This is a genomic window from Salinirussus salinus (assembly GCF_009831455.1).
Taxonomy (GTDB): Archaea; Halobacteriota; Halobacteria; order Halobacteriales; family Haloarculaceae; genus Salinirussus; species Salinirussus salinus.
In genome coordinates, this window is sequence record NZ_WOWO01000001.1 from 62,779 (window position 1) to 84,270 (window position 21,492).

Annotated in this window: 19 protein-coding genes; 8 read left to right on the forward strand and 11 right to left on the reverse strand. The window is 68.3% G+C overall.

All coding sequences use genetic code 11. From position 1 onward, the window contains the following. Window positions 1-192 precede the first annotated feature (192 nt). The 5 genes from GN153_RS00260 to GN153_RS00280 all read right to left on the reverse strand — a co-directional run bounded on the left by GN153_RS00260 (window position 193) and on the right by GN153_RS00280 (window position 6,196). Window positions 193-1,527 carry an ABC transporter substrate-binding protein gene (locus tag GN153_RS00260; protein WP_159898617.1) on the reverse strand — a complete coding sequence of 445 codons (1,335 nt, stop codon included), beginning with the start codon at window positions 1,525-1,527 and terminating at the stop codon, window positions 193-195. Window positions 1,528-1,645: 118 nt separating this feature from the next. Continuing rightward, window positions 1,646-2,848 carry an acyl-CoA dehydrogenase family protein gene (locus tag GN153_RS00265; protein ID WP_159898618.1) on the reverse strand — a complete coding sequence of 401 codons (1,203 nt, stop codon included), beginning with the start codon at window positions 2,846-2,848 and terminating at the stop codon, window positions 1,646-1,648. Window positions 2,849-2,994: 146 nt separating this feature from the next. Further along, window positions 2,995-4,563 carry a class I adenylate-forming enzyme family protein gene (locus GN153_RS00270; RefSeq protein ID WP_159898620.1) on the reverse strand — a complete coding sequence of 523 codons (1,569 nt, stop codon included), beginning with the start codon at window positions 4,561-4,563 and terminating at the stop codon, window positions 2,995-2,997. A gap of 93 nt (window positions 4,564-4,656) precedes the next feature. Next, on the reverse strand, window positions 4,657-5,724 hold the full coding sequence (locus GN153_RS00275) for a phosphotransferase family protein (RefSeq protein ID WP_159898622.1): 1,068 nt from the start codon (window positions 5,722-5,724) through the stop codon (window positions 4,657-4,659). Continuing rightward, the gene (locus GN153_RS00280) at window positions 5,717-6,196 is read right to left on the reverse strand and encodes a hypothetical protein (RefSeq protein WP_159898624.1); all 480 of its coding nucleotides are present in this window, start codon (window positions 6,194-6,196) and stop codon (window positions 5,717-5,719) included. Before GN153_RS00280 ends, GN153_RS00275 begins: the two co-directional genes overlap by 8 nt. 131 nt (window positions 6,197-6,327) lie before the next feature. Here GN153_RS00280 and GN153_RS00285 point away from each other — a divergent pair, with 131 nt between their 5' ends. The 5 genes from GN153_RS00285 (at window position 6,328) to GN153_RS00305 (ending at window position 12,651) form a co-directional block, all read left to right on the forward strand. Continuing rightward, window positions 6,328-7,578, forward strand: coding sequence for an acyl-CoA dehydrogenase family protein (locus tag GN153_RS00285; protein ID WP_159898626.1), 1,251 nt, complete (start codon window positions 6,328-6,330; stop codon window positions 7,576-7,578). A 405-nt stretch (window positions 7,579-7,983) separates the two neighbouring features. Next, on the forward strand, window positions 7,984-9,210 hold the full coding sequence (locus GN153_RS00290) for an acyl-CoA dehydrogenase family protein (protein WP_159898628.1): 1,227 nt from the start codon (window positions 7,984-7,986) through the stop codon (window positions 9,208-9,210). Window positions 9,211-9,335: 125 nt separating this feature from the next. Next, window positions 9,336-10,127 carry an enoyl-CoA hydratase/isomerase family protein gene (locus GN153_RS00295; RefSeq protein WP_159898630.1) on the forward strand — a complete coding sequence of 264 codons (792 nt, stop codon included), beginning with the start codon at window positions 9,336-9,338 and terminating at the stop codon, window positions 10,125-10,127. A 92-nt stretch (window positions 10,128-10,219) separates the two neighbouring features. Continuing rightward, on the forward strand, window positions 10,220-10,804 hold the full coding sequence (gene rdfA, locus GN153_RS00300; protein WP_159898632.1) for a rod-determining factor RdfA: 585 nt from the start codon (window positions 10,220-10,222) through the stop codon (window positions 10,802-10,804). A gap of 2 nt (window positions 10,805-10,806) precedes the next feature. Continuing rightward, the gene (locus GN153_RS00305) at window positions 10,807-12,651 is read left to right on the forward strand and encodes an archaea-specific SMC-related protein (RefSeq protein ID WP_159898634.1); all 1,845 of its coding nucleotides are present in this window, start codon (window positions 10,807-10,809) and stop codon (window positions 12,649-12,651) included. Between the two features lie 47 nt (window positions 12,652-12,698). Here the strand turns inward: GN153_RS00305 and GN153_RS00310 are convergent, their stop codons facing one another. Further along, window positions 12,699-13,184, reverse strand: a complete 486-nt coding sequence (locus GN153_RS00310) for an AsnC family transcriptional regulator (protein WP_159898636.1) — start codon at window positions 13,182-13,184, stop codon at window positions 12,699-12,701. A 108-nt stretch (window positions 13,185-13,292) separates the two neighbouring features. Here GN153_RS00310 and GN153_RS00315 point away from each other — a divergent pair, with 108 nt between their 5' ends. Beyond that, window positions 13,293-14,822 carry a class I adenylate-forming enzyme family protein gene (locus GN153_RS00315; RefSeq protein ID WP_159898638.1) on the forward strand — a complete coding sequence of 510 codons (1,530 nt, stop codon included), beginning with the start codon at window positions 13,293-13,295 and terminating at the stop codon, window positions 14,820-14,822. Window positions 14,823-15,142: 320 nt separating this feature from the next. Here the strand turns inward: GN153_RS00315 and GN153_RS00320 are convergent, their stop codons facing one another. Continuing rightward, entirely contained in the window at window positions 15,143-16,021 is an 879-nt protein-coding gene (locus GN153_RS00320) for a 3-hydroxyacyl-CoA dehydrogenase family protein (protein WP_159898640.1), read from the reverse strand. A gap of 242 nt (window positions 16,022-16,263) precedes the next feature. Between GN153_RS00320 and GN153_RS00325 the strand changes: the two genes are divergently transcribed. Both GN153_RS00325 and GN153_RS00330 read left to right on the forward strand, forming a co-directional pair. Further along, entirely contained in the window at window positions 16,264-16,692 is a 429-nt protein-coding gene (locus GN153_RS00325; protein ID WP_159898642.1) for a zinc ribbon domain-containing protein, read from the forward strand. A 458-nt stretch (window positions 16,693-17,150) separates the two neighbouring features. Beyond that, window positions 17,151-17,558: an ArsR/SmtB family transcription factor gene (locus tag GN153_RS00330; RefSeq protein WP_159898644.1), complete on the forward strand. Its 408-nt coding sequence runs from the start codon at window positions 17,151-17,153 to the stop codon at window positions 17,556-17,558. A 144-nt stretch (window positions 17,559-17,702) separates the two neighbouring features. On the opposite strand, the gene GN153_RS00335 is transcribed toward GN153_RS00330, so the two are convergent. The 4 genes from GN153_RS00335 to GN153_RS00350 form a co-directional block, all read right to left on the reverse strand. Next, window positions 17,703-18,551 (reverse strand): ABC transporter permease, encoded by an 849-nt coding sequence (locus GN153_RS00335; protein ID WP_236544720.1) that lies wholly within the window; start codon window positions 18,549-18,551, stop codon window positions 17,703-17,705. Then, window positions 18,548-19,552 carry an ABC transporter ATP-binding protein gene (locus GN153_RS00340; RefSeq protein ID WP_159898646.1) on the reverse strand — a complete coding sequence of 335 codons (1,005 nt, stop codon included), beginning with the start codon at window positions 19,550-19,552 and terminating at the stop codon, window positions 18,548-18,550. The genes GN153_RS00335 and GN153_RS00340 overlap by 4 nt, the downstream gene beginning before the upstream one ends. Window positions 19,553-19,674: 122 nt before the next feature. Next, a complete protein-coding gene (locus tag GN153_RS00345) occupies window positions 19,675-20,439 on the reverse strand; it encodes an SDR family NAD(P)-dependent oxidoreductase (RefSeq protein ID WP_159898648.1) in 765 nt (254 codons plus the stop codon). 118 nt (window positions 20,440-20,557) lie between these two features. Next, the gene (locus GN153_RS00350) at window positions 20,558-21,442 is read right to left on the reverse strand and encodes an aldo/keto reductase (RefSeq protein WP_159898649.1); all 885 of its coding nucleotides are present in this window, start codon (window positions 21,440-21,442) and stop codon (window positions 20,558-20,560) included. Window positions 21,443-21,492 lie beyond the last annotated feature (50 nt).

Here is a 21,492-nt window from a genome sequence, read left to right on the forward strand (position 1 = left end):
ATTGCCTCGTGACATGTACTTTCATACCTCAACGGAGCTATTCATAAAGCTTTGGCATCGTTCCCGTGCCGGCTGGGCCCGCTGAGGCTCCTCTGACCTAGTCTCGCGGGGCGGGCGTCGCGGCCGGCCCCGCTGCACGCCCGTCCCCGTCGGCCATCCCTGGCGCCGGCCGGGAGAGCGACTCGGGTATCGTCACAGGTCACACGGGCTCTCTCCGCAGGGCCGGAGGTTCGTCCCGGGCTCGGAGATGGTGAGGATCTCGCGGGTCGGGAAGTCCTTCTGCCCCCACCACCCCTCCTTGCTCTCGACGGCCCTGGAGATGGCGATGTTGCGCGTCGCCTGGTGGTCACACTCCCGGAGCGTCGACTCGCCGGACGGGCCCTGGATACTCATCCCCTCGAGCGCCGAGGCGAGCGCCGACGTGTCCGCCGACCCGGCGGTCGCCTCCGTCTCGGCAGCCGCCTTGGCGGCGAGCATCGTCGCCTCGAACGCGGTCACGGACCAGGTGTCCGGCACTGCCCCGTCGTTTTGCTGCATGTACTCCCGGACGAACGCCCGGTTGGCCTCGGTGTCCATCTCGAAGTAGTAGCCCGCGCCGTAGGTCCCCACAGCCGCCTGCCCGGCCCCGCTCATCACGTCGACCGAGTTGAGGATCAGGACGTCCATCTGGTCTTTGAGGCCGAAGGAGGCGATCTGGTTGGTCGACCGCACCGCGTCGGTCCCGGCCGTCCGGACGACGAGGAAGTCGGCGTCCGTACTGGCGACCTGCTGGACGTACGTGGAGTAGTCCGTCGCGCCCAGTTCGGGCCACACCTGCTCGACGACCTCGCCGCCGTTCTGTTCGGCCACCTCGACGAATCCCCCGACGCTCGAACGCCCCCACGAGTAGTCCGCGCCCATCGTGGCAAAGCGGGTCCCGATGTTCTCCATCGCGTACTCGGCGAGGCCCTTCGTGTTCTGGTACGTGCTGCCGATCGTCCGGAACGTATACCCGTTGCAGTCCTCGCCGGTCAGTGGCTCCGCCGCCGCCCCCGTGATGATGAGCGGCGTCTGGGTCTGGGCAGCGTGTGACGCGACGCCCGCCGCGACGGCGGAACTGTTGGTCCCGACTAGCACGTCGACGTCTTCCTGGCCGGTGAGCTCCCTGGCCCGTCGCAGTCCGGTAGCGGGGTCTAGCTGGGTGTCCAGGATCCCCGCGTTCTCGACCTCGACGCTCCCCTCGGACGCGAGACGGTCGAGGGCCAGTTCGGTCCCCCCGACCTGGTACTCGCCGAGTGAGGAGTAGGGCCCGCTCGTCGGGTAGAGGAAGCCGACCCGGAGCGACGCCTGTCCGTCACCGCCGGTCGAAGTGCCGCCGCCACCGCCGTCGCCGCTGTCCCCGCCACCGCCGTTGTCTCCGCCACCGCCGCCGCCGCCGTCACCGTCTTCACCGCTCGTACAGCCGGCGAGTCCGACGAGTCCGCCGCCTGTTATTCCGACGCCGATCCGTTTCAGTACGCCACGCCGCGACCTGCCCGAGGTACGCATACACGTCCCACACCAAATCACGGGGACAAAAATCTTTGTGTCGTTTGAAAGCGTTCCCGGCCACGGATGGAACCGGTCTACCTCCCGGTTCCGGACCAGTCAGCTCCCCACGGACTGGCTACTCCCGGAGTTCCTGGACGATGGTCCGCTTTTGCATTTCGTCGGTCCCTTCCGTGAGCCGCTTGCCCCGGGCCGTCCGGAAGCGCTCCTCGACCGGTCCCCGGCGGGAGTAACCCTCGCCGCCGTGGACCTGCATCGCGACGTCGGCCGCCCGCTGTTCGAGGTTGGCGGCCGCGAGCTTCGCCATGGCGACTTCCTTTCTGGCGTCCTCGCCGTTGTCGACCTTCCAGGCCGCGTACCGGTAGAGCTGGCGCGTCCGCTCGACGTCCATCGCCACCTCCGCCAGCGGGAACGAGATCCCCTGGCGCTCGATGAGCGGCTGGCCGAAGGTCTCGCGCCCTTCGGCGTACTCGACCGCCTCGCGTACGAGAAAGTCCGCGGAGCCGACACAGCCGGCCGCGACGCCCAGCCGCGCGCTGCCGATCCAGTCCATCGCCTGGAAGAAGCCTTTCCCCTCCTCGCCAAGCAGCGCGTCCTCGCCGACACGACAGTCCTCGAAGACAAGCTCGGCCGGCGCGACCCACGCGTGGCCCATCGGGCGGTGGATCTCCCCCACTTCCACTCCCTCCGTGTCCGTATCGACGAGCAGACACGAGATCCCCCGGATCTCTCCGGGATCGCCGGAGGTCCGGGCGAAGACCATCGCGAAGTCGGCGTAGGGCGCGTTGCTGACCCAGGCCTTCTTCCCGTCGATGACCCACTCGTCGCCGTCTTTCTCGGCGGTCGTCTCGAGGAAGTTCGGGTCGCTCCCGTGCTCGGGCTCGGTGAGCGCGAAGCAGGTGGTCGCCTCGCCGGCCATCAGCGGCTCGAGATAGCGCTCGCGCTGGCCCTCGTCACAGGCCAGCAGGATCGGCGTCGGCCCCCCGCCGGCCCCGCGGACGGCGTAGGTGTGCAGCCCCGCCGGCCGGTTCGCCAGGAACTCCGCGACGATGGCGTCGGTGAGCGTGTCGACCCCCCGCCCGCCGACCTCCTCGGGCATCGTCATCCCCCAGAAGCCGGCCTCTGCTGCCTTCTTCCGGATCGTCTCCTTGAGGTCGAGGTACTCGGGGACCTGTCGGAACTCGTCGTCGAAGATGTGTCGCTCCGCGTCGGGGCCGAGAAAGCGCCCGTGTTCCTCCTCCAGCGGCCTGATCTCCGTCTCGATGAACTCCTCCAGTTCGGATTTGAGCCGGGTCGCACGCTCGGGTTCGCTGAAATCCATGCGAAGTCACACTTCGGTGTGACACATAAAACTATGCGACGGTGTGCCACACTGGCTCCCGCAGCGGTGGCAGCGCCGACACCCGATACCGGGGCGGCGTCGGAGCGTTCGAGACCCCCGTCGAACTGGCCGACGCCTGCGCCGGCCTACTCGACGACCGTCCCCTCGACCGCCGAGAGGTCGTTCTTGAGGACTTTACCGGTCGGGTTCCGTGGCAGTTCATCGAGGAAGGCGACCTCCCGCGGTTTCTTGAAGTCGGCGAGCCGCTCGCCGACGTACTCCCGGACTCCCTCCGCGGTCATCCCGGCGTCGTCGTGGAGGACGATGACGGCCTTGACGCGCTCGGTCCACTCCTCGTCCGGCACGCCCACGACCGCCACCTCGTCGACCGCCTCGTGTTCGTGGAGCACCTCCTCGATCTCGGCGGGATAGATGTTCTCGCCGCCGGAGATGATCATGTCGTCCGACCGGCCGACGAACTCGACGAAGCCCTCGGCGTCCATCCGGACGAGGTCGCCGGAGTGGAACCACCCCTCCTCGTCGATGACCTCGGCGGTCTTCTCGGGCATCCCGTAGTAGCCCTGCATCACCGTCGGCCCCTTGTAGCAGATCCGGCCGATCTCGCCGGGGTCGACCTCCTCGCCGGTGTCGGGGTCGACCACCTTGGCCATCACGTTGAGCAGGGGCTTCCCGACGGTCTCGGGCTTCTCGAGGGCGTGTTCGGGGGTGAGAGTGGTCGCCGTCGGCGACATCTCCGTCTGGCCGAACGCGTCCATGATATCCGCGCCGAAGCGCTCCTGGATCGTCTGTTTCAGCTCCCGCCCCGACGGGGCCGCGCCGATCCGGAACCGCTCGAACGCCGAGAGGTCGTAGCTGTCGAAGTCGGGCTGGTTCAGCAGCGCCCGGGCCATCATCGGGACGAAGAAGGCGCCGGTGCACTCCTCCTCCTCCAGGACTTCGAGCACCCGCCCGGGCTCGAAGTCGGCCATCAATACTGTGGTCGCCGAGACGTAGAACGCGTTGAGAAAGAGCCCGAAGGCGGCGATGTGGAAAAGCGGTGTGACGACCAGGTCCCGCGCGTCGACGTCGACCTCCCGGCCGCTGGTCGCGGCGACGACCACCGAGTTCGTCGCCTGCATCAGGAGGTTCTCGTGGGTGAGCACACACCCTTTGGGCCGGCCGGTGGTGCCCGAGGTGTACATCAGCGTCGCCTCGTCCAGCCGCGAGGGGACGATGTCGACGGGTTCGGGGCTGGCCCCGGCGCGGAACTCCTCGTAGGAGTCGGCGTAGTCGGGGCCGCCGTCGCCGGCGTAGAGGTACTCGTCGGGGGTCGTGTTCCGGCCCTGGAGCTCGTCGACGGTCCCGCGCGCGTCCGCGTCGAACACCATCAGGTCCGCCCCCGAGTCCTCCAGCACGTACGCCACCTCGTCGACCTTGAACCGGTGGTTGACGGGGACTGGCAAGGCGCCGATCTTCATCGCGCCAAGGTAGACCTCGAGCGTCGGGACGTTGTTCTGCATGTAGACCGCGACCGTGTCGCCCTGCTCGATGCCCCGGTCGCGCAGCCCGCGGGCCACGCGGTCGGTCCGCTCGTTGAACTCCGCGTGTGTCACCGCCTCCTCGCGGCCGTCGGGCCCCTGCATCACCACCGCCTCCTTCTCGGGGTACTTGTGAGCGTTGCGCTCGGCCAGCCAGCCGACTGTCATGCCGTCCATGGTACCACACTCCAATCCGGGCCACATAATTCTATCCTCGCATCGACCGCCGGGCCGCCGCAGGCGTGTTTTCGATGGCCGGGTCGGGCCGGGTCAGGTGCGGTCGTCCTCGACCGCCGCCAGCAGGTCCTCGATGTGGCCCGGGACGATGTACTGGAACCACGCGCTGCGGACGCCGTCTGTCTCGCCTTCCTGGTACCGGTGGGCGCCCGCGACGCCGCGGGTCATCATCGTGAACGCGGAGAAGGCCTGCCAGTAGCGGACCCGGTCGCGGTCGACCGTCCGGCCCGTCCGCTTCTCGTACTCGTCGTAGAACCACTCGCGCTCGACCAGCGCGCTCGCCAGCTCCGGCCGCTCGGTGGGCTCGATGAGCTTCCCGGAGAAATAGCGGGTGCTCGCGTAGCCCAGGTCGTACAGCGGGTCGCCGACCCGCGCGAACTCCCAGTCCAGCACGCCGGTGAGTTCGTCCTCGGTGACCAGGACGTTCCCGATCCGGTAGTCGCCGTGGACGAGCGTCGTCTCCGGCACCTCCGGCTTGTTGGCCCGGAACCACCGCAGCGCCTCCTGGACCGCCGGCTCCTGTTTCAGCTTCGTCTCCTCGTAGATCCGCTCGTAGGTGTCGAGTTCGCGGTCGACGACCTCGGCCGGGTCGGTCTGCTCCAGGGAGGGGACCGCCTCTGGGGGGACGGAGTGGACGGCCGCGGTCGCGTCGACGAACTGGCTCGGGAGCGTGTTCTCGGGGTCGTCCCACGCCTCGTACAGCTGCTGTCGGTCCCGGGGGTCCCAGGTGATCGGCGCCTCCCCCTCCAGATGTTCGACGAGGAAGAAGGCCCCGCCGAGCACGGACTCGTCGTCGGCGTACAGCACCGGCTCCGGCGCCGGGGCGCCCGCCTCGTGGGCGGCCTCCATCGTCCGGTACTCCGTCTCGATGTCGTTTCGCGTGTCGTGCGAGCGGTCGACGTCCTCGTCGGTGTCGACCCGGGCGACCAGCCGCCGGGCAGTCTCGTCGCCACCTTCGGTCCACGTCGCGGTGAAGGAGACGGTCTGTCTGGACCACCCTTCCGTGTGGTACTGGAGGTCGGAGACCTCGACTGTCCCCTCGGCCAGCTCGCCCGACAGGTACGCCGCGAGGGCGTCCGTCGAGATGTCGTCGTCAGTCATCGGTCTCCCTCCCGAGCATCTCGAGCTGTGCGGTGACCCGCACGCGGAGGAACTCGTAGAGCGGGTCGCGCACGGCCCGGGCCGCCTCGCCGTCGAGCTCTGCCTCGACTGCGGTGAGCGCGTCCGAGCTCACCTCGAGGAGGAGCTCCTCGTGGTCGTAGACGTCCGCCGGCGGGTCCGCCAGCCGCTCGCGTCCGTCCGCGACGGCCGTCCGGACGTCGGGCGCCCCGGTGTCGACGCCGTCGAGCGCCTGCTCGGCGCCGTCGAGCGCCTCGAGCAGTGCCTCGTGCTGGGCCTCGACAGCGTCGCGCATTCCCCCCAGCTCCTTCGAGAGGAAATCGAGCGTGCTCGACATCGACCCGACCTGCGCTTCGAGGAACTCGTCGCCCTCTCCCACGACCGAGGGACGGACCTCCTCGCGTGTGAACCCCGAGAACCGCCTGAGGACAAGCTCCGGGTGGAGATACGGCATAGATGCTCCTGATTCGACCGGCCGGTAAATAGCTGTCGACGGCGCGGTCCGGGCGGCGCTGGCCCGCGGAGCCGTCTCCTGCGCCTGACTTCGGGGGAACTTATTTGACCCGCTGCACGCAACGCCGATCCATGGCATATGGAGTGCCCGACGACGTCCAGACAGTGCTAGACGACCTCGACGAGTTCATCGAGGAAGAGATCAAACCGCTCGAGGAAGAGCACATCCAGTACTTCGACGAGCGCCGCGAGTACGCCCGCACGGACTGGGAGAACGGCGGCGTCCCCACGGAGGAGTGGGAGGCGCTGCTCGGGGAGATGCGCGACCGGGCCGACGAGGCCGGCTTCTACCGGTATCCGCTGCCCGAGAAGATGGGGGGGATGGACGGCTCGAACCTCGGGATGGCCATCATCCGCGAACACCTCGCTCACAAGGGCCCCGGGCTGCACAACGTCCTCCAGAGCGAGGCGTCGGTCGTCGGGAACCTCCAGTTCCCGCAGATCCTCGACCGCTTCGGCGACGAGGCCCAGCAGGAGATGATCGAGGACGTCATCACCGGCGAGACCCGGATCGCCTTCGGGCTGACCGAGCCCGACCACGGGAGCGACGCGACGTGGATGGAGACGACCGCCGAGAAAGACGGCGACGAGTGGGTCCTCGACGGCGAGAAGCGCTGGAACAGCGGCATGCACGTGGCCGACTACGACATGGTCTTCGCCCGGACCTCCGGCGAGCCCGGCGACGGCGAGGGGATCACCGCCTTCCTGGTGCCGACCGACGCCGAGGGCATGGAGATCGACTACTACTGGTGGACGTTCAACATGCCGACCGACCACGCGGAGGTCACCATCGACAACGTCCGCGTCCCGGAGTCGGCGGTCGTCGGCGAGGAGGGGAAGGGGCTGCACGTCGCCCAGCGGTTCGTCCACGAGAGCCGGATCCGGCAGGCCGCCGCCAGCCTCGGGGCCGCGCAGTTCTGCATCGACGAGGCCGTCGACTACGCCAAAGAGCGGGAGACCTGGGGGGAACCGCTCGCCAGGCGCCAGGCCATCCAGTTCCCGCTGGCGGAACTGCACACCGAAGCCGAGATGCTCCGGAACACGATCCGCAAGACTGCGGCGGCGCTCGACGACCAGGGCGGCCAGATGATCACCGAGTCCCGCTCGTCGATCAGCCAGCTGGTCGCGATGTGTAACTACACGGCCAACGACCTCGTCTGCCGGGCGGCCGACCGGGCGATGCAGGTCCACGGCGGCGTCGGGTACAGCCGGCACAAGCCCTTCGAGCACATCTACCGCCACCACCGCCGCTACCGGATCACCGAGGGGGCAGAAGAGATCCAGAAACGCCGCGTCGCCGGCCACCTCTTCGACTACATCTGACCGGCCGTCCGTCCCGTCTTCCGGGCAGCTCCCGCCCGTTCCCCGACCCGCACCACCACAACATTGAAGTGATGGAGAACGATGAACCGTGTGTCGGCCGTCATCACACCAGCCCGTCTGGCAACCGCCTGGTCACACCCCTTGCCTGGGTCAGTCCCGTATCGCCAGCCACACGATGTCGGCCGGCTGCACGACTCTCTCTTCCGTCGTCTTTTTTGCGGCGCGCGCCCGCTGACCGCGCCCGCCCGCTCGAACGACGACCCGTGTGACCGTTGTGGTCACGAACGCGGCCCACGGTGGACTATCCGCGGTCGGCACTCCACTGGGAGCGTGGGGTCAGGCTCCCGGAGACGCCCGGGGGCGGGGAGGGTCAGTTTGAAATGTACCCGCGAAAATAGGTAGGCTATGGCGACGACAGACGAGCGTGTGATCGACGGTGTGAGCTTCGAGACCGACGACGAGACGCAGCTGATCCTCGACAGCCTCGACGACTTCATCGAGCAGGAAGTCGAACCGGTCGTCGACGACCTCGGTGAGACCTACAGCAACCCCCGGCTGCGCCACGAGCCCGACGGCCGGGTGGTCGACGAGGTCGTCGAGGCCAAGGAGACGATCCGGAAAAAGAGCGCGGAGGCGGGCTTTTACGCGATGAACCTCCCGGAGGAGGCCGGGGGCGGCGGCGTCTCGAACGTGACGTGGTACCGCGCGAAGAAACGGGTCGCCTCCCACGGGACCGGGCTGACCGAGAACGTGCTCGCGGGGCCGGAGGGGCCCAAGCCCCTGCTGCTCCAGGCCGAGGACGAGCAGGTCGAAAAATACCTCGAGCCGACCATCGCCGGCGAGAAGTCGACGGCCTTCGGCCAGACCGAGCCGGGCGTGGGCTCCGACTCGCCGAACATGGACACCACAGCGGAGAAGGAGGGCGACGAGTGGGTCATCAACGGACAGAAGCAGTGGATCACCAACGCACCCTACGCCGACTTCATCCAGGTCTTCGCCCGCACCACCCCGCAGGAGGAGGCCGGCCGTTACGGGGGGATCACCTGCTTCATCGTCGAGGACGACGAGTTCGAGGTCGGGTCGTTCAATAACGCCGTCGGCTCCGTGGGACTGCAGGCGGAGGTCATCCTCGACGACGTCCGCGTGCCCGAGGACCGCGTGCTCGGCGAGGTCGACAACGCCTTCTACGCGGCGATGGGCTTTCTCTCGCTGGGCCGGCTCGAACTCGGCGCGGAGGCCGTCGGGGCGGCCGAGAACGTGCTCGACCTCGGCGTGGAGTACGCCAACAGCCGCGAGGCCTTCGGGCGGACGATCGGGAAGTTCCAGGGGATCTCCCACAAGCTCGCCGAGGGGCGGGCCCGGACCTACGCGGCAGACGCCGCCGGCCTGCGGCTCGCGTGGGCGATGGACCGCGGCGAGGAGACCATCGAGGAGTCGTCGATCTTCAAGTACTTCGCCACCAACGTCTTCTTCGACGTCGCCGACGACGTGTTGCAGGTCCACGGCGGCAACGGGCTCTCCGAGGACAACCCCTTCATGGACAATCTGCAGTACGCGCGGCTGCTGCGGATCGTCGAGGGGACCGACGAGATCCAGCTGAACACCATCGCCAAACAGCTGGGCATCGAGTGACGACAGGAGCCTGACTCCTGCCCCGGACCGGCCGGGGGACTCTTTTCGACGAGCGGTCGAGGGGGACGCGAGCTCGGAGCGACCTCCCTTAATTATATGTCCCAGCCTTCAGTCTGACTGGTAGGATGCGCGAAATCGGTAGCGGAAACGTGAAACTCGAGATCGAGGACAGGCGGGCGGAAGTGCGGCTGAACCGGCCGGAGAAGCGAAACGCGATGAACGAGGCGCTGCTCACCGACCTCCGGACGGCACTCGAGGAAGTCGAAGCCGACGACGACGTGCGGGCCATGCTCCTGCTCGGCGAGGGGCCGGTCTTCTGTGCGGGAATGGACCTGGAGATGATGCGCGAGCGCGGGGAGGGCGACAGCGCCGAGATGGAGACGTCGCTGGACGACGTCACCCACTTCATCGACGACATGAGCGTGCCCTCGGTCGCCGGGATCAGGGGCGCGGCGGTCGCCGGGGCGTTCGAGCTCGTGTTGCCGGTCGACTTCCGGGTCATCGACAGCGAGGCGAACTACGGGCTGCTCGAGGTGAACCTCGGGGTGTTCCCCTCCGGCGGGGCGACCCAGCGGCTCCCCCGGATGGTGGGGCTCTCGAAGGCCAAGGAGCTCGTGCTCACCGGGGAGCTGATCGACCCCGAGGAGGCGGCCGACTGTGACCTGGTCCACGAGGTCGTCGACGACGCCGACGACGTCGAGGCCCGCGCCCGCGAGTGGGCGGACAACCTGGCCGGGAACGCGCCGCTGGGAATGAAACACGCCCGCGAGATGCTCAACTCGGCGCTCGATATGCCGCTGTCGGAAGGGCTGGAACTCGAGGCCGCCCGCGGCCAGCAGCTCGTCGACACCGACGACTACACCGAAGGGTTCACCGCCAGACTCGAGGGCAGAGAGCCCGAATTCGAGGGGAAGTAAGCGGGATTCACCGGCGTGCTCTTTCCAAACGCGACCCTGTGAAAACCAAAAAAACCGCCGTGCTTATTTTCGGCGGGAGAGAACCCCGGGTGATGAGTGAGTACGGGTGTAAAGTTTGCCGGGTGTTGGACGAGTACGGCATGGAACGCTACGAGGAGCAACTCCTCGAGCAGTGGCAGGCGGACCCGCCCCAGCGGAAGGGCTACCGGCAACTCGCCGAGTGGTTCAACACGCTCATGCTGCGCCGCGAGATGGACCGCGCCGGTCTCTCGACGCTGGGCGGCGAGGCCGAGTCGAAGTACGAGCGGCTCCGGGGTGACGGGACGCTCGCCGAGGAAGTCGCGACGGGGCTGTCGAACGCGGGGGTTCCGATCGCCCAGCTGCGGGACGACTTCGTCTCCTACGGCGTGGTCCGGACACACCTCACGGAGTGTCTCGGTGCCGAGGTCGACCTCCAGAGCGGGGACTGGGAGCGTGACGCACTGGGGATCGCGCGGGACCACGCCGCCACGAAAGCCGAGGAGGCGGTCCGCTCGCTCCGGAACAAGGAGCAGCTGTCGGCCGGCGGCGAGGTCGACGTCTCCGTCACCGTCGAACTCGAGTGCGAGAGCTGCCACACCCGCGTGCCCGTCGACCGCGCGGTCCGTCGCGAGTACGTCTGTCACTGTGACGATTGACGATGTCCGGACACCTGCACCTCGAACTGGAGAACGTCGGTGGTATCGAACACAAGCAACTGTCGCTGGCCGAGGGGCCGACGTTCATCCAGGGGCCCAACGCGGCGAACAAGAGCTCCTTTCTCAGAGGCTTGCTCTTCGCGCTCGGGAGCCGGACGGTCCCGGTTCGTAGCGGCGCGGACGAAGCCCGCGTGGTGCTGTCGACCGACGAGCGACGCGTCGAGCGGGTCGCCCGGCGGACCGACTCCGGCATCCGGACCGAGGGCGAGGCGTGGGTCACCGACGCCGACGACGTGACGCTGCTCGAGCGGTTCGCGGGGTTGCTGGGGACGAACTCGCTGCGCAGTGCCGTCGCCCGCAACGAAGACGTCGAGTCGCTGTTGAAAGAGCCGATGGACATCGAGGCACTCGAGCGCGAGCGGGCGCGGAAGGTCGGTCGCAAGCGCGAACTCACAGCGGAACTCGAGTCTGCGGGCGATGTCGAGGACCGCCTCGAGTCTACCGAACGGGACCTGGCCGACAGGCGCGAGCGCCTCGAGGAGCTGGAATCGGCCCTGGCGGAGCTGCGCGACGAGCGCGACCCCGCGGAGACCGATGACGCCCTCGAACAGCTCCGCGAGGAGCGGACCGAACTCCGGTCCGAGGCGGCCGAGTGCGAGACCCGGATCGAGGAGCTGGAGGCCGCTATCGACCGTCTCGAGGAGCGGCGGGCGGAGCTCACCGCGACCCTCGAGGAGGCGCGCGAGGCCGCCGAGGGAACTGACGTCGAGGCACTCGAGCGGGAACGCGAGTCGGTGCAGTCCGAACTCGAGGACGTGACCGAGCGACTCGACGTGCTGCAGTCGGTGCTCACCGCGAACCGCGAGATGCTCGATTCCGGGTTCACCGGCGCGCTCGGCAGCGAGGCCGGGCTGATGGGTGACGAGCTCACCTGTTGGACGTGTGGCCAGCCGGCCTCAGTCTCGGACGTCGAGGGGACCGTCGAGGAGCTGGTGGCGCTCGTCGAGGAAGACAAGCGCCGAAAGCGCGAGCGCGAACCGGAGATCGAGGAACTCACCGACGGGATCGAGCGCGCCCGGGAGGCCGAACGCGAGGTCCGGCGCCTCGAAAGCGAGAGAGAGACCGTCGAGCGGAAGCTGACCGAGCGCCGCGACTCGCTGGAGGAGCAACGGGAGCGACACCGGGCCATCCACGAGCGGCTGGACGAACTCGACGACGAGGTCGCCGCCCGACGGGCCGACCAGGCCTCCGCACAGTCGGGGCTCGCCGAGGAGATCGAGGAGACGCGGGTCGAGGCCGAGACGCTGCGCCGGGAGGTCGACCGGCTCGAGGAGGCCCGCGACTCGCTGCGCGAGCGGCGCGCGGAGCTGCAGCGCAAACGGGAGGAGGTCGACCGGCTCTCCGAGGAGATAACGACGCTGACAGACCGGGTCGAGAACCGCGAACGCGAGCTCCGGACGGTGTTCAACGGGACGATGGACGAGCTGCTGGAGGCGCTGGCGTTCGAGGGGATTGAGCGCGTCTGGCTCGACGGGGAGTTCGACCTCGTGGTCGCCCGGTCGGTCGACGGCCGGACCCGGTCGGACTCCGTCGAGCACCTCGCCGAGAGCGAGCGGGAGATGGTCGGGCTCGTCCTCGCGCTGGCCGGCTTCGTCACCTACGACGTCGACGACGTCTCGCCCGTGCTCGTGTTGGACTCGCTGGGGGCCTTCGACGCGGAGCGGACCCGGCGGCTCGTCGACTACTTCGCCGACGAGACCGACTACCTGGTCGCGACCGTCCATCCGGAAGCCGCCGTCGACGCCACCTTCGACACGGTGCAGTTCGAACCGCCCGCCCGGAGCTGAACGCGGCCCCGGTCGGGTCCCGGGGACGGTGCCCGGCCGACGGCGGGTCAGTACACCGGGAGGTAGTTTCTGATGTTCACGGTGCGGTCGGTCTCGATGAAGTAGTCGACCTCGGTCACCGGCTCGAGCGCCCGCACGTCCACGAGCAGGTCGTCGATCTCCGGGTTCGACTCCGCGGTCGCGATGCCGTACAGGTCGACGGTGCCAAAGCCCTCGGCGACGAACCAGAAGTCCATGTCCGACATCGCGTCGAAGGCTTCCCGCTTGGCGTCGGCCTCGTTCCGCGTCCGGGCGGTCACGAGCACGATCTCCCAGCTGTTGCGCTCCGGGCGCGGCAGGAAGAAGCTCGTCATGTTCGACAGCAGGGAGGTCACGCGCCGGCGGACGCCCTCGCTGCTCATGTCGATGTCGTACTCGGCCAGTTCGTCCGCGATGTCGGCGTAGGGGCTCCGGGGGTCGTTGGCCAGGATCTCGAGGATCCGGCGGTCGATCTCGTCTATTTCGAGGACGTCGTCGCGCGAGCGGTCTGTCATGCTCGAACACTGCAGCCACCGCCTATTAAAAGCCGCTCTACGGGCCGTCGCCCGGATCCGCCGGACGGCTGTGGAAAACACTATACCACTCGGAGAGTGACCACGACCATGGAGGGACTGACCCTCGGTGACGTCGCGGAGACGAACGCAACGAAATATCCCGACGACCACTGTCTCGTGTCACTCACCGGCGACACGCGGCGGGAACTCACGTTCCGGGAGTTCGACGACCGCGTGAACCAGCTCGCCCGCGCCTTCGCCGACCGCGGGGTCTCGAAGGGCGACCGCGTCGCGGTCTACATGCAGAACCACCCGGAGACGCTCGTGACCTACTACGCCGCGATGAAACTCGGGGCACTGCCGGTCCCCGTCAACCACCGGTTCAAGGACGAGGAGGTCGGCTACGTCCTCCGTGACAGCGGCGCGGGGCTCTGTGTCTTCGACGCCGACGCGAGGGAGACGATCTCGACGGTCGCCGACCGGGGCGGGACGGACATCCAGGAGTACCTGTATCTCGGGGACGACGTCCCCGGCTTCGCAGACGGCTTCCACGCCACGCGCGAGACCGCGTCGACCGACCGGGTCGAGGTCGTCCCGGACCGGCTGGACGAGGCCGCCCTCATGTACACGAGCGGGACGACGGGGAAGCCGAAAGGCTGCGTCCTGACCCACGACAACGTCATCCAGAACTCCGTCAACACGGTGTACACCTGCAACTTCGAAGAGAACGAGGACCGGTTTCTCGTCGTCACTCCGCTCTTTCACGTCGCGGCCTTCGCGCTGTTCAACAACACCTTCTACTGCGGGTCGACGACCTACCTGATGAACGACTTCGACCCGGTCCGGGTGATGGAGGCCATCGAGGCGGAACGGCTCACCGGCTCGTTTTTCGTCCCGACGATGAGCCGCGCGTTGCTCAACGTCGACGGCTTCGAGGACTACGACCTCGGGTCGTTCCGCCACTACATGACCGGCGCCGCGCCCTCGGGGGAGGAACTCAAGCGGGAGGTCATCGACGCCTTCGACGCCAACCTCTATGACATGTTCGGACAGACGGAGATGTCCCCGGTCACGTGTCTGCTCGACCCCGAGGCCGCCCTCGAGAAGCCCGACAGCATCGGGAAGCCGATCGTCAACGTGGCGGTCAAGGTCGTCGACGACGACGGCGAGGAGGTGGAGCAAGGCGAGGTCGGGCGGATCGCCTACCGCGGCCCGACCGCGTTCCGGGAGTACCTCGGCATGCCCGAGAAGACCGAAGAGGTGTTCGACGACGAGGGATACTTCGTCTCCTCGGACCTCGTTCGCGAGGACGAGGACGGCTTCTTCTACTTCGTCGGTCGCCACGACGACATGATCATCTCCGGCGGCGAGAACATCCACCCCGCGGAGGTCGAGGAGGTGCTCCACGAACACGACAGCGTCGCCGAGGCGGCGGTCGTGGGCGTGCCGGACGAGGAGTGGACCGAGCGGGTGAAGGCGGCCGTCGTCCTCCATGACGGCGAATCGATGACCCCCGGGGACGTCACCGAGCACGTCGGACGAAACCTCGCCGACTTCAAGAAACCGCGCGAGGTGGAGTTCTACGACGAACTCCCGCGCAACCCCTCCGGCAAGGTCCTCAGGGCGGACCTCGAGTGAGTCCGCCAGCGGGAGTGACACCCCGGCCGGTACCGGCGGACGTGCCGTTCCTGGCTGGTACCGGTGGGCGCGCCGTTCCCGGCTGGTACCGGCGGGGGAGCCGCGCCCCCGCTCTCCCGTCGCTCCCGGCGCCCGTCGGTTCGCCGGTGACACCAGCACCGGAGGTGTCGGTCTCGTCCGGACTGTGTCACACTGTCCTCGCTCAGGTACTAACGAACTAAGGGTGTTATTTTTCTCCGGCCGCGGTACGGGATCGCAATCGTTCGTCCCAGCAGATGCAATGTCGACCCGGCGGGGAGCCCGGCCAGCGGGTAGCCGGGCTACCCGGCGTCGCCGCTGACGCCGACTATCTCCCCGTTCTCCCAGACGTAGAACCCCTCGCCGGTCTTCCGGCCGAGCTTCCCGGCCCGGAGCTTTCGCTTGAGCAGCTGTGGCGGCTTGAACCGTTCGCCGAGTTCCTCCCGGAGGTACTCCATCACCTCGACGTTGACGTCGACTCCGGTGTGGTCGACGAGCTCGATCGGTCCCATCGGGAGGTTGTACCCCAGCCGCATCGTCTCGTCGATGTCCTCGACGCTCGCGACTCCCTCCTGGGCCATGCGGATCGCCTCGAGGCTGAATATCGCGCCGAGCCGGGAGGAGGCGAAGCCGGGCACGTCGGTGACCGTCGTCGGTGTCTTGTCGATGCTGTCGACGTACCTGTCCGCGAACTCCTCCGTCTCAGCGTTCGTCTGCTCGGCGACGACGACCTCCACCAGCGGCATGATGTGGGCGGGATTGAAGAAGTGAAGCCCGATACAGCGCGAGGGGTCCTCCAGCGCGCCGGCGATCTCCGTGACGGACAGCGACGAGGTGTTCGTGGCCATGACAGCGTCGCCGGGTGCGACCGCCTCGGCCTCCTCGAAAACCTCCTGCTTGAGGTCGAGACGCTCCGGGACCGCCTCGACGACGAGGTCGGCGTCCTCGACGGCCGGTTCGAGCGAGACCGTCCCGGTGAGCCGCTCGATGGCGTCTTCCTTCTCGGCCGGCGTGAGCTTCCCGCGCTCGACACCGTCCTCCAGGTCCGCCTCGACCTGCTCGAGGCCCCTCTCGATGCGCTCCTGTTCGACGTCGCGGACGATGACCGAGTGTCCGCCGAGGGCGCTGACGTGAGCGATGCCGTGGCCCATCGAGCCAGCTCCCAGGACTGCAACGTTCATACTGTGTCGATCCTCACCATCCCCATCCACACCCCTCGGCATATATTTACTGTCGGCGCAGCCACGACGCGATCACCCGACCTGTCGATGACTTCGACCCCAGCCCGCTCACGACGGCACCGGGACCGCTCGGGCTGACTGTTTAGTTATCACCAGATAGCTGTTCGAGTACTCGAAATGCTCGCAGAACTGGATATCGGCTGGAAACAAGATTTATAACTGACTACCCAGTAACCTCGGATATGAACCGGCCGGTGTCGCGGAAACGGCCCTGGGTCGCAGCCGTCCTGGGCGCGGTCGCGATGGGGCTCGGCCACATCTATCTCCGCCGGTGGCGCCGCGCAATCGGGTGGTTCGCCGTCTTCTTCGGCGTGAGCTTTCTCTTCGTCGACCCCGCCGCGCTCGCCGCGGTGGCGCGCGGGAGTGCCGCGGACCCGACAGCGCTAGCACCGGTATTCGTGGTGGGGAGCCTCAGCGTCGCCGACGCGTACCTGCTCGCCCGTGCCCGGAACGCGACCGTGCGGCCGGTGTCCGTACCGGAGGAACGGCCGACTCGCTGCCCGAACTGTGGCGACGAACTCGACGCCGACCTCGATTTCTGTCACTGGTGTGCGGCCGACGTCTCCGGATCCGACGCCACATCCTCCCACGACCGCGACGGGAAGCGGTGAGCGGCGACGGCCGACCGAGCACACGAGACATCGACCGGCCCGACCGCTTGCGCCCGCGACGCCGCACCGACCCCTCCGGGGTGACCGGCAACGAGCACGGGAAACGACTCCCGATTCACGCGAAAATCTACTGATTAGTCAGCTCAAGAACTGTCCAATAAGAATACTGAACCTCAATTTACGGCCTCACTCGGAACGATGAATATCTTGACTAATTAATCAGTAAGCAACCGGCCGTCATCGCGGTTTCCTCTCCGACGCTGGGGGTGATACCGTCCGTGTAGCGGCGGGTGAGGTGGCCGGCCCTTGGTCGGGGGGCGTGCGTCCGCGAGCGTACTCACGTACCCCGTTTCACGGCGGGAGGCGGCGGGTCGGGGCAATCTATCTAGCCTCTCAGACCGGAGTCGTCCACGAGCGTAGTGAGGTCGCTTGTGGGGATCGGGCGTGTCCGGACGAGTATGAACGGACTCCTCCCACGGGAATCGACGGTCGACCAGCCCGAGCAGCCACAGGTCGTGGGCCTCGACGACGGGGATTCGGCGGACGCCTTCTCGGTGCTCTCCTCGGACACCGCCCGGTCGGTGCTCGGCCAGCTGTACCGGGAGCCGGCGACCCAGTCGGAGCTGGCCGACGAGCTCGGGCTGTCGATCCAGAACGTCGCGTACCACGTCGAGCGGCTGGAGGCGGCCGACCTCCTCACCGTCGTCGACAGCTGGTACTCCGAGAAGGGACGGAACATGGACGTGTACGCCCCTGCCGGCGACCCGCTGGTGCTGGTGGCCGGCGGCGGGGACGGACTGGACGAGGCCCGTCGGGCCGTCGCCGGGCGCCCGGAGGACAACCCCGACCGGGGTGCCGGTGACTGACCCCCGCTGTCGCTTGCGCGGCTGACTTCGACAGCCACAGCCCGACAGTCTCCGCCGACGAGCGGCGACGGGGAACCCACAGTCCGGTGATGGGTGCCCGACGGTTCGGCGGTGCGGCGCCGGGTGCCGGGAGGCAGGGTGCTACTACCCGATCTCTGCCCGGCCGAAGGCCAGGACTCCGAGCACGAGCGGCACGACCGTCCACAGCAGCAGGATGACGACCATGAACCACGTCTCCAGGTAGAACGGCAGCGAGCCGGAGACCTGAATCGCCTGGAAGTTCTCGGGGCTGAATATCGCGAGCGTCGAGTTGAGATAGGCCTCCGCGGGCGAGGCGACTGCCACCATTCCGGCGTACAGGTCGTCCCCGATCCCCAGCCCGAGCAGGTCACCCAGCACCCATCGGAGCGCCGACTCGATGGAAAAGCCCTGGAAGACGGTGAGGACGACCGTGACGAAGTAGACTGCCATGGTGGCCGAGATAGCGCGCGAGCGGCTGGCAGCCGCCGCGGAGATGCCGACGGAGACGGAGACGTAGGCGCCGACCAGAAGCAGCGAGAGGCCGAAGAACTTCCCTATCGCGGCCGGCTCGAGGGCGGGGTACAGCGCGACGACGAACCCGACGCCGACGAGTACTGCGAGGAGCAACGCGAGTGCGAGCGTGAGCCCGCGTGAGAGAAACTTCCCGAGGACGACCGAGTGCCGGGCGGTCGGCTGGCTCAGCAGGAACCGCGCCGTGTTCGACTCGCGCTCGCCGGCGACGGCGAGATACGCCCCGGCGACCGCGACCAGGGGCAACAGCAGCGTCGTGAGAAACACCGCGCCGAACAGGGTCTGTGTCACCGCGGGGCTGTCGCCCGTCCCGCCGGTGTAAAACAGCAACGCGACGAAGGCGACGTAGATCCCGACCACGCCCCACAGCAGCCGCGAGCGACGGACGTTCCGGAAGTCGTTGCGGGCGACCGTCGAGACGTCGTTCAACAGCCCGCTCATCGGGCCACCTCCGCGGGCCGCCGCTCCGGCTCGCCGCTCGCGCTCTCACTTCCGTCCGCCCTGGTCGCCGACGGCGGATCGCCCCCGGAGCCGGCGTCGGTGCGCGTGTAGCTCTCGAACATCGCCTCCAGGGATTTCTCCTCGGAGATGATGTCCTCGACGCGTGCCCGCTCGTCGAGTGTCCTGACGACGCGGACCTTGTCGCCAGGGTCGTCCAGCTCGACCCGGATGGTGGTCCCGTCGGCGGTCACCGACCGAACGCCGTCCAGCGCCGCCAGGTCGGCCGCGACGTCCTCGGGGACCGCGTCGACGGTCACCGTCATCGGCACGTGGCTGACCGACTCCTGGCGCAACTGTGCCAGCGAGCCGACCGCCGCCAGGTCGCCACCCGACAGGATCCCGACCCGGTCACAGACCGCCTCCACCTCCGAGAGGAGGTGACTGGAGAAGAAGACCGTCGTGCCGGCCTCGGCCTCCGACCGGATCAGCTCGCGCATCTCCGCCATCCCCTCGGGGTCGAGGCCGCTGGAGGGCTCGTCGAGCACCAGCAGGTCGGGGTCGCCGACGAGGGCGGTCGCGAGCGCGAGGCGCTGACACATCCCCTTGGAGTACTCGCCGGCCGGCCGGTCCCAGGCCTCCCGGTCGAGGCCGACCCGCTCGAGCAGCCCCTCGACGTCGGGCCGACACTCCTTGATCCCCGCGGCGTACTCGACGTGTTCGCGGGCCGAGAGCCGGTCGTAGGGCTGGAACGCCTCGGGAAGGACGCCGATGCGCTCGCGGACCCGTCGCGACTCCGTCTCGACGTCGTGGCCCAGCACGGTCGCCGACCCGGCAGTCGGCTCCAGAAAGCCCAACAGCATGTTGATCGTCGTCGACTTCCCGGCGCCGTTGGGCCCGAGAAAGCCGAACACCTCGCCGCGCTCGACGGCCAGGTCCAGCCCGTCGACCGGCGTGAGGTCGCCGAACTGCTTGGTCAGGCCGTCGGTTTCGATAGCCGTCATTGTAGTTCCCACCTCTTACCCCTCCTCAAAAAACCGGGTCGGAGCGTTGCGCGGCCGACAACCCGGCCGGTATTGTTTTATATCAGGAATGCTACCGCCGTTCCGAAACGGGGCCGACCCCGTTACTGCTCGGCGACGGAGTAGCCGCCGTCGACGACCAGCGAGTGGCCGGTGACCCAGTCGGCCTCGTCGCTCGCCAGGAATAGCATCGCGTTCGCGATGTCCCTGGGCCGGCCGAGCCGCCGCAGCGGGTACTGTTCGGCCATCTGGGACTTCAGCTGCTCCCACTCCTCGTCGTCGGTGTCGCCGCGGGCCAGCGGCGTGTCGGTCACCGCCGGACAGATCGCGTTCACGCGCACGCCGTCGGGGCCGGCCTCAGCCGCGAGCGAGTGGGTGAAGTTCACGACCGCCCCCTTCGTCAGCGAGTACGCCGACAGCCGCGCGACGCCGGTGACCCCCGCGAAGGAGGCGGTGTTGATGATGCTCCCCGACCCCTGCTCTTTGAGGTGGGGGAGGGCTGCGTGACAGCCGTTCCAGACGCCCTTGATGTTGACGTCGATGACCTGGTCGCGCTCCTCCTCGCCGATCTCCTCGGCGACTGTGCGGGTGTGGCTTATGCCGGCGTTGTTCACGACGACGTCGAGCCCGTGCTCCTCTGCGGTGGCGTCGACCGCCGCGTGCACCGCTTCGGCGTCGGTGACGTCGAGTTCGTGTGCCACCGCCGTCCCGCCGTCGTCCTCGATGGCGGCGACGGTCTCCTCGGCCGCCGCGGCGTCGATGTCCGCGGCGACGACCGTCGCTCCCTCCTCCGCGAACCGTTTCGCTGTCGCCCGTCCGAGCCCCGACCCGCCGCCGGTAACAAACGCCGTCTTGGTATCGAGTCGCATACCGACCCCCTCGACCGCCAGGATATAAAGATTCCCGCGACGCGTCCGGTCGCGGGTCCGCGGCGGTGGGCCGGCCGGTCGCAAGTCCCGGCAGGCTGGCCGTCCCCCCGACCGCGGGTCAGTGATGCAGTTGCTGTGGGACCGGGCTCTCCTCGTCACGGTGTCGGTCCAGGAGCGAGCGCCGGGTCTCCTCGTCCATCCCGTCGTAGCGCCCGGCGGCGTCCAGCACCATCGCGACGAGCTTCGGGTCGCCCGGGGTGACGACGCTGGTCAGTCCCCGCGCGGCCGCGAAGTCGAACCGTTCCTGTACTGCTGCCGGCGTCCGGACGGGCTCGTACCAGGTCGCGTAGGGCCGGTCGGCCGGGGCGAGGTCCTCTGCCGGCGGCCACGGCCCTTTCGCGAAGGCCTTGATCCCGAGCGTCCCGACTCCCTCCCGCTCGGCCAAGTCGAGGACTCCCTCGTAGTCGTACTCCTCGCCCTCCTTGGCGGCGACGACGGGGTTGAACGGGAACATGACGGTCTCGAAATCCTCGACCCGGTCGAGTGCCTCGCGGACGAGGGCGGGCTGGCCGTGGCTGGTCAGCCCGATGTGGTCGACCAGCCCCTCCTCCCTGGCCTCCCGGATGGCTGCGAGTGCGCCGTCCGGTTCGGTGATAGCGTCGAGTTCCTCCCCGGTCTCGAGCCCGTGGACCTGGTAGAGGTCAATGCTGTCGACGCCGAGCCGGTCAAGCGAGCGCTCCAGTTCGCGGCGCGCGCCCTCGTAGTCGCGGTTCTGGGTCTTGCAGCCCAGGAATATCTCCCCGCGGTGCTGGCGGAGCTTCGGCCCGAGCTTGAGCTCCGCGTCGCCGTAGGTCGGGGCGACGTCGACGTGGTCGACGCCGTACTCAAGCAGAAGCTCGACGAGCTGGTTCGCACCCTCCTGTTCGAGCCAGTTGAGCGCGATGGCGCCGAACGTGACGACCGTGCTGTCGTGGCCGGTCTCCCCGAGTGGTCTGGTGTCCATGCACACACTTCGCCCGCGGGGCTCAAAAGCGTGTGCCGGCCGACTGGGGC